At 69.5% G+C, this 13872-nt stretch carries 10 protein-coding genes; 4 read left to right on the forward strand and 6 right to left on the reverse strand.

The features are described 5' to 3' along the window. Positions 1–76: 76 nt before the first annotated feature. Positions 77–1558 (reverse strand): cellulase family glycosylhydrolase, encoded by a 1482-nt coding sequence (locus tag OG714_RS10975; protein ID WP_406120151.1) that lies wholly within the window; start codon positions 1556–1558, stop codon positions 77–79. A gap of 277 nt (positions 1559–1835) precedes the next feature. On the opposite strand from OG714_RS10975, the gene OG714_RS10980 reads away from it, so the two are divergent. Together OG714_RS10980 and OG714_RS10985 are read left to right on the forward strand one after the other, a co-directional pair. After that, positions 1836–4754 carry a glycoside hydrolase family 48 protein gene (locus OG714_RS10980; protein ID WP_406120152.1) on the forward strand — a complete coding sequence of 973 codons (2919 nt, stop codon included), beginning with the start codon at positions 1836–1838 and terminating at the stop codon, positions 4752–4754. A 247-nt stretch (positions 4755–5001) separates the two neighbouring features. Further along, on the forward strand, positions 5002–7674 hold the full coding sequence (locus OG714_RS10985) for a cellulose binding domain-containing protein (protein WP_406120153.1): 2673 nt from the start codon (positions 5002–5004) through the stop codon (positions 7672–7674). Positions 7675–7731: 57 nt separating this feature from the next. Here the strand turns inward: OG714_RS10985 and OG714_RS10990 are convergent, their stop codons facing one another. Then, entirely contained in the window at positions 7732–9627 is a 1896-nt protein-coding gene (locus OG714_RS10990) for a rhamnogalacturonan lyase (protein ID WP_406120154.1), read from the reverse strand. A 39-nt stretch (positions 9628–9666) separates the two neighbouring features. Further along, positions 9667–10629, reverse strand: coding sequence for a helix-turn-helix transcriptional regulator (locus tag OG714_RS10995; protein WP_406120155.1), 963 nt, complete (start codon positions 10627–10629; stop codon positions 9667–9669). 39 nt (positions 10630–10668) lie between these two features. Here OG714_RS10995 and OG714_RS11000 point away from each other — a divergent pair, with 39 nt between their 5' ends. Beyond that, entirely contained in the window at positions 10669–11172 is a 504-nt protein-coding gene (locus OG714_RS11000; RefSeq protein WP_406120156.1) for a hypothetical protein, read from the forward strand. After that, the gene (locus tag OG714_RS11005) at positions 11169–11636 is read left to right on the forward strand and encodes a hypothetical protein (RefSeq protein ID WP_406120157.1); all 468 of its coding nucleotides are present in this window, start codon (positions 11169–11171) and stop codon (positions 11634–11636) included. The genes OG714_RS11000 and OG714_RS11005 overlap by 4 nt, the downstream gene beginning before the upstream one ends. Here the strand turns inward: OG714_RS11005 and OG714_RS11010 are convergent. The 3 genes from OG714_RS11010 to OG714_RS11020 form a co-directional block, all read right to left on the reverse strand. After that, positions 11614–12363: a class I SAM-dependent methyltransferase gene (locus tag OG714_RS11010; protein ID WP_406120158.1), complete on the reverse strand. Its 750-nt coding sequence runs from the start codon at positions 12361–12363 to the stop codon at positions 11614–11616. The two genes, OG714_RS11005 and OG714_RS11010, sit on opposite strands and share 23 nt — an antisense overlap. Before the next feature lie 45 nt (positions 12364–12408). Beyond that, complete coding sequence (locus OG714_RS11015; protein ID WP_406120159.1) at positions 12409–12714, reverse strand: 4a-hydroxytetrahydrobiopterin dehydratase; 306 nt, start codon at positions 12712–12714, stop codon at positions 12409–12411. Positions 12715–12800: 86 nt separating this feature from the next. Continuing rightward, a complete protein-coding gene (locus tag OG714_RS11020) occupies positions 12801–13847 on the reverse strand; it encodes an ADP-ribosylglycohydrolase family protein (RefSeq protein ID WP_406131781.1) in 1047 nt (348 codons plus the stop codon). Positions 13848–13872: the final 25 nt, after the last annotated feature.

A 13872-nucleotide genomic window follows, 5' to 3' on the forward strand; every position in this document is an offset into this window, starting at 1 on the left:
GAGTGCGGGTTTCCTTGTCTGTGAAGGAAGTTGGTTGCGGGTGCTGCGGTGTGCGCTGTTCGGTGTGCGGGGGCGCCTATCCGTTGAGGGCGCGCAGATGGTCGCGCAGCCCGATGCCGTACGCCGTGGGTGTGCCGTCGTAGGCGGAGATCAGGGACGGACCCGAGGAACAGTCCCAGGTGTTCCAGGTCCAGCCGAGATACGAGAGCCCGCGGTCGTCGAACCACTTCATGACCTGGTCGACGAAGGCGTGCGAGCAGGTGTTCTCGCCGATCTCCCCTGCCACCAGCGGCACTTGGGCCGCGACGGGGGCGAGTGTGGAGTTCCAGCAGCTCTCGGTCGCGCAGGTGTTGAAGTTGTACACGTGGTACGCGGCGACGAGATTGCCCGTCGGGTCGGCGGGCCGGTAGGTCAGCCACTGGCTCAGGTCGTTCGAGTACGCGAGCCCGCCGGCCATGATGACGTTCGTGGCGCCGGTGGACCGTACGGCGTCGACGAGATCCTGCATACCGGCGACTTCGTACCCGATGCCGGGGCAGGTGCCGCCGTCCCGCCAGCACTGCCACGCCTGGGTGGTCGTGGAGGTGGCGCGGTCCGGGTAGGGCTCGTTGAACAGGTCGAACGCGACGGCCTGGTCACCCTTGAAGGTGCTGGCGACCGAGGACCAGAACGACGGGGTGTACTGCGCGTCCGGCATCGGCTTCTGGCAGGTGGCGTGCACGTCGGAGCAGCCCGCCGAGTTGCCGGTGTACTGGCCGTAGGTCCAGTGCAGTTCGACGATCGGTGTCATGCCGTGCGCCTCGACCTTCGCCACCAGGTCCTTGACGGCGGCGATGTAGTTGGCGCCCGCGTACTCGGGCTTGATGTTGGAAAGGCCCAGCCAGCACTCCTCGTTGAGCGGAATGCGGACCACGTTCGCCTTCCAGTCGGCGATCGCCGCGACGGCCGCGTCGTCCGCCGGGCCGTCCCAGATGCCGTAGCCCTGCACGCACATGAACTCGCCGCCGGACCGGTTGACGCCGAGCAGACGGCGGTTGGTGCCGGCGGCGTCCACGAGCTTGTTCCCGGAGACGTGCAGCGCGGGTGCGGTGCCGCTCGGCGGTGGTGAGGTCGGAGGCGGCGAGGTCGGTGGTGTCGGCTCCGAATCGACGTTGCAGGTCGTCCCGTTGAGCTTGAACGCGGACGGTACGGCGTTGCTCCCCGACCAGTTGGCGAGGAACCCGGCACTGACGCTCGCGCCGGTGCCGAGCGAGCCGTTCCAGCTCTCGTTGGTCGCGGTGACCGTCGTGGCGGACTGGGACCACTTGGCGTTCCAGCCCTGGGTGACCTTCTGGCCGCCGGCGAAGTCGAAGCTCAGGCTCCAACTGCTCACCGGTGCCATGTTGTTGGTGATCTGCACTGCACCCTGGAAGCCGGTGTCCCACTGGCTGGTGACCGAGTACTCCACCGTGCACGCGGGAGTGGCGCCGGACGCCGTGACCACCGGTACGACCATGGCCCCGACAAGGGTGGTCGCACCGGCCACGGCTAAAAGCATTGAACGCGGGGGGTGTCGCATGAGCGAGTCCTTGCAGCTCGGACGCGTCGTACGGACGCGTCGACTGACGGATTCGCTCCCACTGGTGTCCAGGAAGGTAGCGCCAAGTGACGGTAAAGGACAGGGGAGTCACAGACTTTCGCTGACTTTCCCTCAACCCACGACTGTCGAATCTTTTCGACTCCGTAAGCATCTTGACGGCTCCCACCCCCGTCCCCACGATGGGAGCGCTCCCACTGGTTCAAGGCTTGTTGCTGCTCCGCCCCCACTTCTCCGAGCCGCAAGGAGGAACCAGCACATGCACCCCAGAAGGAGACGCCGCGTGACGCGGAGGCTCTGGACCGCTGTCGTGGCGGCCCTCGCTCTTCCGGTCTCGATGCTCGCGACCGGCACAACTCCCGCTCAGGCGGCGACAGTTCAGTGCAGCGTGGACTACAAGACCAACGACTGGGGCTCCGGCTTCACCGCGGATCTGACCCTCACCAACCGCGGTACGGACGCGATCAGCGGCTGGACCCTGACGTACGGCTACGCGGGCAACCAGAAGCTCAGCAACGGCTGGAACGGTACCTGGTCCCAGTCCGGCGGCACGGTCTCGGTGACGAACGCGTCGTACAACGGGACGATCGCCGCGGGCGCGGCCGTCTCGACCGGCGCGCAGTTCAGCTACAGCGGCACCAACACCGCGCCCACCTCGTTCGCCATCAACGGCACCACCTGCGCCGGCGCGCACCAGCCGCCGATCACCGTGCTGACCAGCCCGAGCGCGGGCGCGATCTACACGCAGGGGGCCGCGGTCCCGCTCGCGGCGACCGCGGCGGCGGCCGACAACGCGACGATCAGCAAGGTCGAGTTCTATGACGACACCACGCTGCTCGGCACGGACACGAGCTCGCCGTACTCTCTTTCGACCTCCGGGTTGACCGTGGGCAGTCACTCGCTGGTGGCGAAGGCCTACGACAGCCTGGGCGCGTCCGGCGAGTCCACGCCGGTCGGCATCACCGTCGCGTCGGGACCCGCGGTGGTGGCCTCGCCGACCCAACTGGGCGTCCAGCAAGGGAAGTCGGGCACGTACGCGGTGTCGCTGTCCTCGCAGCCGTCGTCGAACGTGACCGTCACGACGGCTCGCGCGAGCGGCAACACCGGGCTGTCGGTCACCGGCGGCGCGTCGCTCACGTTCACGCCGTCGAACTGGAACACCGCGCAGACGGTGACCCTCACGGCCGACGCGTCCGGCACCGGTTCGGCGCCCTTCGAGTCGACGGCGACGGGCTTCACCAAGGCGACGGTCACCGTGACGGAGCTGGCTGCGGCGAACACGTACGACGCCCGCTTCCTCGACCTCTACGGCAAGATCACCAACCCGGCGAACGGCTACTTCTCGCCCCAGGGCGTCCCCTACCACTCGGTGGAGACCCTGATCGTCGAGGCGCCGGACCAGGGGCACGAGACGACGTCGGAGGCGTACAGCTATCTGCTGTGGCTACAGGCGATGTACGGCAAGGTGACGGGCGACTGGTCGAAGTTCAACGGCGCCTGGGCTCTCATGGAGAAGTACATGATCCCGACCCACGCCGACCAGCCGACCAACTCCTTCTACAACGCCTCGAAGCCGGCGACCTACGCGCCCGAACAGGACACCCCGAACGAGTATCCGGCGAAGCTCGACCCCTCGGTGCCGGTGGGATCGGATCCGATCGCCGGTGAACTGAAGACCGCGTACGGTACGGACGATGTCTACGGTATGCACTGGCTGGAGGACGTCGACAACACCTACGGCTACGGCGACACGCCGGGCGGCGGGTGCGAGGCGGGGCCGACGGCGAGCGGGCCTTCGTACATCAACACCTTCCAGCGCGGACCGCAGGAGTCCGTGTGGGAGACGGTGCCGCAGCCGACCTGTGACGCCTTCAAGTACGGCGGCACGAACGGCTACCTGGACCTCTTCACCGGTGACTCCTCGTACGCCAAGCAGTGGAAGTACACCGACGCCCCCGACGCCGACGCGCGGGCCGTGCAGGCCGCGTACTGGGCCGACGTGTGGGCCAAGGAACAGGGCAAGGGCACCGACGTCTCCACGACCGTCGGCAAGGCCGCGAAGATGGGCGACTATCTGCGCTACGCCATGTACGACAAGTACTTCAAGAAAATCGGCAACTGCGTCGGACCGTCCACGTGCCCTGCCGGGACCGGCAAGGACGCCTCGGACTATCTGCTGTCCTGGTACTACGCGTGGGGCGGCGCGAACGACACCAGCGCGGGCTGGGCGTGGCGCATCGGGTCCAGCCATGTGCACGGGGGCTACCAAAACCCGTTGGCCGCCTACGCGTTGAGTTCGTACGCCGATCTGAAGCCCAAGTCCACTACGGGCGCGGCGGATTGGGGTACCTCGCTGTCGCGGCAGCTGGAGTTCTACCGCTGGCTCCAGTCGAGCGAGGGCGCCATCGCCGGTGGGGCGACGAACAGTTGGCAGGGGCGGTACGCGAGTCCGCCGGCCGGGACGTCGACGTTCTACGGCATGTACTACGACCAGCAGCCCGTCTACCACGACCCGCCGTCCAACCAGTGGTTCGGCTTCCAGGCGTGGTCGATGGAGCGGGTGGCCGAGTACTACCAGCAGACGGGGAACGCGAGCGCGAAGGCGGTCCTCGACAAGTGGGTGGCGTGGGCGTTGTCCAAGACCACGATCAATCCGGACGGCACGTATCTGATTCCCTCGACGTTGCAGTGGTCGGGGCAGCCGGACACGTGGAACGCGTCAAGTCCCGGTGCGAACACGGGACTTCATGTCACCGTCGCGGACTACACGAATGACGTGGGGGTGGCCGCCGCGTATGCCAAGACGCTGACGTACTACGCCGCGAAGTCCGGTAACTCGGCGGCGAAGACGACGGCGAAGGCGCTGTTGGACGGGATGTGGGGCAACTACCAGGACAGCCTGGGTGTCGCCGTTCCGGAGACCCGCGCGGACTACAACCGGTTCGACGACAGTGTGTACGTGCCCAGTGGGTGGAGCGGGACGATGCCGAACGGGGACGCGGTCAACTCCGCTTCCACGTTCGCCTCGTTGCGGTCCTTCTACAAGAACGACCCGGCGTGGTCGAAGATCCAGAGCTATCTGGCGGGTGGGGCCGCGCCCGTCTTCACGTATCACCGGTTCTGGGCTCAGGCGGATGTCGCCTTGGCCATGGGGTCGTACGCGGAGCTTCTCGAATAGCCCCCGCGAGGCGCTCCGCGGGTTGGGCGGTTCGGAACAGTGCCGGTCCGTTGTGGCTGGTCGCGCAGTTCCCCGCGCCCCTGAAAACAGGGGTGTTGGACCTGCCCGTCTCCCGGAGAGTGCCTCTGAGTTCCGCGTGCGTGGTCCCGCCACCTGACGGCGGGGCCCACCGGCCGGGCGGCCCCCACCCGCACTGGGGGTCGCCCGGCGCTCGTGTCTTCAACCCCTCTTCACGAGAGGACCCCTCGTGCGAAGAACTCGTATTCTCACGGCCGTACTCGCCCTCGCCGCAGGTCTGTTGGCGGGCAGTCCGTCCGCCCTTGCCGCGGACGCGGACGCGAACGTGCCGAAAGTGGCTCTCGCGGCCGACACGTACACATGGCACAACGCCCGGATCGACGGCGGCGGGTTCGTGCCCGGCGTCGTCTTCAACCGGAGCGAGAAGAACCTCGCCTACGCCCGTACCGACATCGGCGGGGCCTATCGCTGGCAGGAGGCGACGAAGACCTGGACGCCGTTGCTGGACTCGGTCGGGTGGGACGAGTGGGGGCACACCGGGGTGGTGAGTCTCGCGTCCGACTCGGTCGATCCGGACAAGGTGTACGCGGCTGTCGGTACGTACACGAACAGTTGGGATCCGACGAACGGTGCCGTGCTCAGGTCGGCCGACCGGGGCGGGAGTTGGCAGAAGACCGATCTGCCGTTCAAGCTCGGCGGGAACATGCCGGGGCGCGGTATGGGTGAACGGCTGGCCGTCGATCCCAACAAGGACAGCGTGCTCTATCTCGGTGCGCCGAGTGGGAAGGGGTTGTGGCGGTCCACGGACTCCGGGGTCACCTGGTCGCAGGTGACGAACTTCCCCAACGTCGGCAACTACGTGCAGGATCCGACCGACACGAGCGGCTACGCCAGCGACAACCAGGGCATCGTGTGGGTCACCTTCGACGAGTCGACGGGTACCGCCGGCAACGCGACCAGAACGATCTACGTCGGTGTCGCCGACCAGGCCAACGCCGTGTACCGGTCGACGGACGCGGGCGCGACCTGGAGCCGGGTGGCCGGGCAGCCCACCGGTTATCTGGCCCACAAGGGTGTACTGGATGCGGTCAACGGTTATCTGTACATCGCATACAGCGACAAGGGCGGGCCGTACGACGGCGGCAAGGGGCAGGTGTGGCGGTACGCGACGGCGACCGGCGCGTGGACGAACATCAGTCCGGTCGCGGAGGCCGACACCTACTACGGCTTCAGCGGTCTGACCGTCGACCGGCAGCATCCCGGGACCGTGATGGCGACGGCGTACAGCTCCTGGTGGCCGGACACGCAGATCTTCCGCTCCACGGACAGCGGCGGCACCTGGACGAAGGCGTGGGACTACACGTCGTATCCCAACCGTGCGAACCGCTACACCATGGATGTGTCGTCCTCGCCCTGGCTCACCTTCGGCGCGAACCCGTCGCCGCCCGAACAGGCCCCGAAACTCGGCTGGATGACCGAGTCGCTGGAGATCGACCCGTTCGACTCCGATCGCATGATGTACGGGACGGGCGCGACGCTCTACGGCACGGAGAACCTGACGAACTGGGACAGCGGTGGCCAGTTCACCGTGAAGCCGATGGTGCGGGGGCTGGAGGAGACGGCCGTGAACGACCTCGCCGCTCCCCCGTCCGGCGGGGCCCAACTCCTCAGCGCGCTGGGCGACATCGGCGGGTTCCGGCACACGGATCCGGCCAAGGTCCCGTCGATGATGTTCACTTCGCCGAACTTCACGACGACCACGAGCCTCGACTTCGCGGAGACCAACCCGAACACGGTGGTCCGGGTCGGCAATGTGGACTCGGGGCCGCACATCGCGTTCTCGACGGACAACGGCGCCAACTGGTTCGCGGGGACCGATCCTTCGGGTGTGAGCGGTGGGGGGACGGTGGCCTCAGCGGCCGACGGCAGTCGGTTCGTGTGGAGTCCGGCGGGTGCGGGTGTGCAGTACACGACGGGCTTCAGCTCGTCCTGGTCGGCGTCCAGCGGTATCCCGGCGGGCGCGACCGTCGAGGCGGACCGGGTGGACGCGAAGACCTTCTACGGCTTCAAGTCGGGTCGTTTCTACGTCAGTTCGGACGGCGGGGCGACCTTCACCGCGTCGACCGCGGCCGGCCTCCCCGCCGGTGACAGCGTGCGCTTCAAGGCGCTGCCCGGCACGAAGGGTGACGTCTGGCTGGCGGGCGGGGCGAGCGACGGGGCGTACGGGCTGTGGCACTCCACGGACGCCGGAGCCACCTTCACCAAGCTCGCGAACGTCGACCAGGCCGACACCATCGGCTTCGGCAAGGCGGCGACCGGTGCCTCGTACCAGACGCTCTACGCGAGCGCGAAGATCGGCGGTGTGCGCGGTATCTTCCGCTCGACCGACAAGGGCGCGACCTGGACCCGCATCAACGACGGTGCCCACCAGTGGGGTTGGACGGGTGCGGCGATCACCGGTGACCCGAGGGTGTACGGCCGGGTGTACGTGTCGACGAACGGTCGCGGGGTTGTCTACGGCGACTCCTCCGACGCCGGAGACGGAGGGAGCGGGGGCGGCGGTACCGATCCGACACCGACGGGCGCCTGCGCGGTGACGTACAAGATCACGAACCAGTGGACGGGCGGCTTCCAGGCGGACGTGCAGCTGACCAACACCGGCTCAACGGCCTGGAACGGCTGGGCACTTGGCTGGTCCTTCGCCGACGGGCAGCAGATCGGCCAGCTGTGGAACGCCGACTACACCCAGTCGGGCGCGACGGTGACGGCGAAGAACGTGAGCTGGAACGGGACGGTGGCGGCGGGGTCTTCGGTGGGCTTCGGCTTCACGGGGAGCTGGACGGGGGTGAACACGAAGCCGGGCGCGTTCAAGGTGGGAGATCAGAGCTGCAAGGTCGTCTGAGCGGAGAGGGCGGCTGCGCGCGTCCGGCGCGCAGCCGCCTGTCTCATGGCGTGTATCTCATGGCGTGTACACAGTCGGCCGAGGCGCCGTCGTCATCCCGTCGCCGATGTGGAAGCTCGGGTGGGGCGGCTGGTTGTAGGCGGTGTTCTGCCAGGCCAGGGCCGTGCGGTACTGGGTGTCGTGGAGCAGGGTCGTGATCCTGGTCGTCGTCTCGTACGGGGTCGAGTAGATCCGTAGCGCCGTGTTGTCCGTGGTGGGCCAGACGGCCTCCTCGCGCCAGTCGCCGAGGATGTCTCCGGACAGGGTCGGGGTCGCCTTGGTGCTGTTGTTGGAGTGGACGCCGGCGGCGGTCAGGAGGCGGGTGTCGGCGGTCGTGCCGTACTTGTCGATGTGGGTGGCGTCGAGGAGTTCGCGCACCGGGTCGCCGTCCCACCAGGAGAGGAAGTTGGTGCTGGAGGGCTTGCGGCTCGACACCACCGTGCCCTTCGGGTTACGGACGCCGCTCTCCGACGCCGACCAGGACTCGGCGCCCGCGCTGCCCGCCCAGATGTCCCCGGAGACACCGCGGCCGTTGTCGCCGTTGGCCGGCGTGGACCAGATGACCGCGCCGGTCCTCGCGTCCGCCATCCACGAGGACGGTTTCGAGGAGTCCTCGTCGACCTTGAACTCCTCCAGGCCCGGGCGGGAGGGGTCCAAGTCGCCTACGTGCAGGGCGTCTCCGTGGCCGTTCTTCGTGGTCCACAGGCCGGAGCCGTTGTCGTCGACGGCCATCGAGCCGTAGACGATCTCGTCCTTGCCGTCCCCGTCGACGTCCGCGATCGCCAACTGGTGGTTGCCCTGGGCGTCGTAGCCCTTTCCGGTGTTGGTCGAGGAGTTGGTGTCGAAGGTCCAGCGGCGGGTGAAGGCGCCACCGCGCCAGTCCCAGGCGGCGATCACCGTGCGGGTGTAGTAGCCGCGCGCCATGATCAGGGAGGGGCGGGAGCCGTCCAAGTAGGCGGTACCGGCGAGGAATCGGTCGACGCGGTTGCCGTAGGAGTCGCCCCAGGAGGAGACCGTGCCGCGGGCCGGGACGTAGTCGACGGTGCCCATCGCCTTGCCGGTCTGGCCGTTGAACATGGTCAGGTACTCGGGGCCCGACAGCACGTAGCCGCTCGAATTGCGGTAGTCAGCCGCCGAGTTGCCGATGACCGTGCCGGTTCCGTCGACCGTGGCGTCGGCCGTCTTCATGGCGACCTCGGCCTTGCCGTCGCCGTCGTAGTCGTACACCTGGAACTGGGTGTAGTGCGCGCCGGAGCGGATGTTGCGGCCCAGGTCGACGCGCCACAGGCGGGTGCCGTCGAGGGTGATCCCGTCGAGGATCGTGTTGCCGGTGTAGCCGGACTGGGAGTTGTCCTTGGCGTTCGTGGGCTGCCACTTGAGGACGAAGTCGAGCCTGCCGTCGCCGTCTAGGTCGCCCACGGAGGCGTCGTTGGCCTCGTAGGTGTACGCGACTCCGTCGGGAGTCGTGCCGCCGGCGGGCGGGGTGATCGGGACGTCCTTGTAGCCGGTGCGGAACTGGATCGCGTGGACCGAGTCGGCCTGTTCCACACCGCCGACGATCGCGCGGACCGTGTAGTCGGCCTGCGCGGGCGCGCCGGCGTGGAAGTAGTTCGTGGAGCCGGTGATCGGGGCGGAGTTGACCTTCGTACCGGCGCGGTAGACGTTGAAGGAGATGTCGTCGGGGTCGGTGCCGAGCCAGCGCCAGCCGACCAGGTTGCCGCTGTCCGTGTGGACGCTGACGACACCCCGGTCGAGGGCCTCGACCTGGCGGGCGGTGGCGGCTTCGGCGGTCCCGCCGGTGGTGAGTCCGGCGAGGACCAGGGCCGCGACGGTGGTGAGGGCGGAGAGTGCGGCCCTTCGTCTGCGGGGGTGGCGGGGCGGGTGGGCGTGTACGTGCGGGTGCGGGTGGCTCACGTGGCGTACCTCCTGGGAGGACGGACGGGTTGCGTACCCTCAGTCGCCGCTGTCTGTGAGCAAGTTGCCGTACCTTTCGGCCAGTTGGGCCACCGTGTGCGCGATGCGGTCGCGTAGTTCGGGCGGTGTCAGGACCTCGACGTCCGTGCCGAGCCGCAGGAACTCGCCGTGCGCGTGCTCGACGGACTCGATCGGTACCGACATCAGGGTCCAACCGTCCTGCTCCGCCTGCCCGTTGACGGGGACCGCACGGGCGAGCGTCGCCCCCGGCGCCAGCCGGACCACCGCCTCGCTCCGGTACAGCCGGTCGTGGAAGTCCTGTTGGTGGGCCGTCCAGTAGGCGGCCAGGTCGAAGCCCTCCGGGCGGGTGAACTCCTCGTCGGCGGCGGAGGCGGTGAGTTCGAGGATCTGGTCGACGCGGAAGGTGCGCGGTCCGGGACCGGCGACGACGTACCATCGGCCCGCCTTCAGCACGAGCCCGTACGGCTCCAGCCTGCGCTCCACGTCGGTCGGCTCGCGCCAGCGGCGGTATACGGCATACAGGACACGGTTGTTCCATACGGCGTCGGCGACTGTATGCAAGAACGGTGTCTCGTCGGCGTCCGCGTACCAGCCCGGCGCGTCCAGGTGGAACCGGCCGCTGATCCGGTCGGCGTGCTCGCGCAGTTCGGCCGGCAGGGCCGCCCGCACCTTCAGCTGGGCGGCGGCCAGCACCGGGCCGAGGCCCAGTTCCCTGGCCGGTCCCGGCGCGCCCGCGAGGAACAGGGCCTCGGCCTCGGCCGTGGTGAGGCCGGTCAGGCGGGTGCGGTAGCCGTCGAGGAGTCGGTAGCCGCCGGCGTGGCCCGCGTCGCCGTACAGCGGGACGCCCGCCGCGCTCAGCGCCTCGACGTCCCGGTAGACCGTGCGGACCGAGACCTCCAGGGCCTCGGCGAGCTGGGCGGCGGTCATCCGGCCGCGGGTCTGGAGCAGCAGGAGGATCGAGACGAGTCGGCTGGACTTCACTGACACAGGATGGCAGTGAAGTCGTCCTAGCGTCCTGCCATGCCCTTCACCGAGAAACTGCTGACCGTGCCCCCGCCGATCGAGGTGGCCGGGCGGCACATCAAGCGCTACCACGTCACCGCCGACCCCGCGGGGATCGCACCCGAGGTGGAGAGGGCGGCGTACGCGATCCTGCCGAAGCTGCTGCCCGAGCCGCGCCCCGGCGACGGGCCGACGGGAGACACCACTCCGCCGGCCACGTTCGTCGTGCTGCACCGGGGCGGTGACGACGGCGCCTATCTGAACGCGTACAGCTGGGTGTGGGACAACGTCCTGCACTTCCGGGGCGCGTCGGCGGGCCAGCCGGTGCTCGGCTGCCCGGACCTCGACCCGACCCACTTCATCACTCCCGACCTGCCGTGGATCGGCTGTGTCTGGGAGCTGCCGCCGATCCTGCACGAACGGGACGCCTGGGTACGGCATCTGCTCGCGCCCGAAGTCCCGGACCTCGACGCGTACTTGGCCGACTCCCTGCCCGCCGGAACCACTGGGGACCGCTCATGAGCAGCCCGCACGACTTCGACTTCTTCCACGGCGAGTGGGAGGTCGCGAACCGCCGGCTCACCGACTTCCTCCGACCCGGCAGCGGCTGGGAGGAGTTCGAGGGCACCAACCGCTGCCGGCCGCTCTTCGACGGCGCCGCGAACGTCGACGAGATCGACATGCCGCACCTCGGCTCGAAGGGCCTGACCCTGCGGCTCTTCGACCGGGAGACCCGACTGTGGTCCCTGAACTGGTCGTCGAGCCGCAGCGGCAAGCTGTTCCCGCCGGTGACCGGGCGGTTCGAGGACGGCCGGGGCGAGTTCTACGGCGACGACACGCACGAGGGGAAGGACGTGCGGGTGCGGTTCGTGTGGTCGGGGGTCTCCGCGACCGGCGCGCGGTGGGAGCAGGCGTTCTCGGTGGACGACGGGGCGAGTTGGGTGACCAACTGGACGATGGACTTCACCCGGCCGAAGGTTTCCTGAAGGCCAGGACCGTGAACTCGGGGTCCGGGCGCGGCCGTTCCTGGTCCGGGAGTGACTCCAGCTCGGCGGCGAACCGTTCGGTGAGCGGTTCGCCGGGCGGCAGCATGGTGAACCAGCCGCGGCGCAGGTCCGCGGTGGTGCTGCGGGGGCTGCGGCCCTGACCGTGGCCCCGGAAGCGGGCCGTGCCGGCCGGGCGGAGGCCGAACTCGGCGGCGTACGCGTGGACTTGGTCGCCGCCGTCCTGGGCCGGGCGGCGTGGACGAGGTGCGAGGACGGCGTCGATGTCGCTGCCGACGTCGTGGGCGGCGGCCTTGTCGACCGTCGTGATGTACACGCCGCCGGGTCGCAGGACCCGCGCGCACTCCGCGATGATCGCCCTGGCGTCCTCCGGGCCGTCCACCAGGTGCAGCAGCCATACGGTCGTGATCGCGTCGAACACCCGGTCCGGAAAAGGGAGTTGGCGGCTGTCCGCGAGGAGGATCGCGCCGGGGAGCCGCGCCGCCGCCGTGCGGGCCATGGCGGGTGCGGCGTCGAGGCCCGTCACCCGGAGACCGGGGCGGGCCGCGGCCAGGCGGCGGGTGACGATGCCGGTGCCGCAGGCCACGTCCAGGAGACTGCGGGCGTTCTGCGGCACGCAGCCCAGTACGGCTTCGGCGGCTGCCGCGGCGCGGGGCTCACCGCCACGCGTCGCGTCGTACGCGTCGGCTTCCTTGTCGTAGTCGAGCACGCGCTTCCGTCCCCTTCTCTCCCCGCCCCTCCTCCCCGCCTCCGGTCAGCTCGCGCCGTGTCCCGGGGCCAAGTCCTCGACCCTGCGCGCGAGTTGGAAGTCCAGCTCGGTGATCGCGCCGCCGACGCTGTGGGTGTTCACGGTGAGGGTGACGGTGTTGTAGCCGAGGGTCAGGTCGGAGTGGTGGTCGAGTTCCTCCTGGACCTGCGCGATGTGGACGACCATCGCGGTGGCCGCGAAGTGGGAGGCGAGGCGATAGACGCGGGTGAGGCGGTCGGCGTCGACGGACCAGCCCGGCAGTTCCGCGAGGCGGTCCTCGGTCTCCTTCTGCGACAGCGGTGCGACGGGCATGGCCGCACTCCTTCCTCGGGGTCGGGTTCCACTTCAGCGTGCCACAGGAGGGTGGCTGCGCACCTGGTCAGAAGGGTGCCCGGAGGTCAGCCCCGTACGCACTCGGCCGCGAGATCGTCGGCGAGGGCGGCGATCGTGGCACGGCCCTCGACCTGCTGGACCCAGCTGTGGGGCAGGCCGTGGTCGCCGTACCGGGCGCCGAGGAGGTTGCCGCAGATGGAGCCGGTGGAGTCGCTGTCGCCGGAGTGGTTGACGGCGAGGAGCAGCGCGGCCCGCACGTCACTCGCCGCCAGCGCGCTGTAGACGCCGATCGCGAGGGCCTGCTCGGCGACCCAGCCCGCGCCGAGGGACTCGACCTTCTCGGCGGTGGGCGAGCCCTCGGCGGCCAGGTCGAGGGCCTCGCGGAGGGCGGCCGAGGTCTCCTCGTGGCCGGGGTGGCGCTCCAGGAGTCGTAGCGCGCGCAGGACCGAACCCTCCAGGGAGTCCCCGGCGACCAGGTGCGCGACGATCGCGGCGAGGGCGCCCGCCGCGTAGTAGCCGGTGGGGTGGCCGTGGGTGATCTGGGCGCCGCGAGCCGCCATCGCGAAGGCCCCGTCGGCCGTGTTGACCAGACCGAAGGGGGCCGAGCGCATCACCGTGCCGCAGCCCTTGGAGTCGGGGTTGACGGGTCCCGGGGTGCCGTCGAGGGCGACCCACGGGTCGGGCGCGTACATCTGAGCGACCCCGGACAGGCAGGCGTTGCCGGGGGCGCGGCGGGCGTACAGCCAGGGCTCGGCGATCAGACCGGACGTGGCGCTGTCGCCCGGTGCGGGCTTGGACTGGGTCTCCAGCCATCGCTCGTACGCCTGCCGGAGCAGCATGGACCAGGCGCCGCCGATCCCCTTCGCCCGTTCCCGCGCGTGGGCCGTGATGAGCGCCTCCACGGTGAACAGGGTCATCTGGGTGTCGTCGCTGATCAGGCCCAGCGCGCCGTGGGCGCCGGACACGTACCCGGTCACGCCGCGCTGTCCGTGGCTCGCGCGGATGCGGTCGAGGGAGGTGAACTCGATCGGGTAACCGAGGGCGTCGCCGACCGCGCCGCCGAGGAGGCAGCCGCGGACTCTGGACCGGTACATCGCCGCGGCCTCCCCCATGGAGTTCCCTGCGGCCTGCCCGGAC

Source organism: Streptomyces sp. NBC_00989, assembly GCF_045162655.1.
GTDB lineage: Bacteria > Actinomycetota > Actinomycetes > Streptomycetales > Streptomycetaceae > Streptomyces.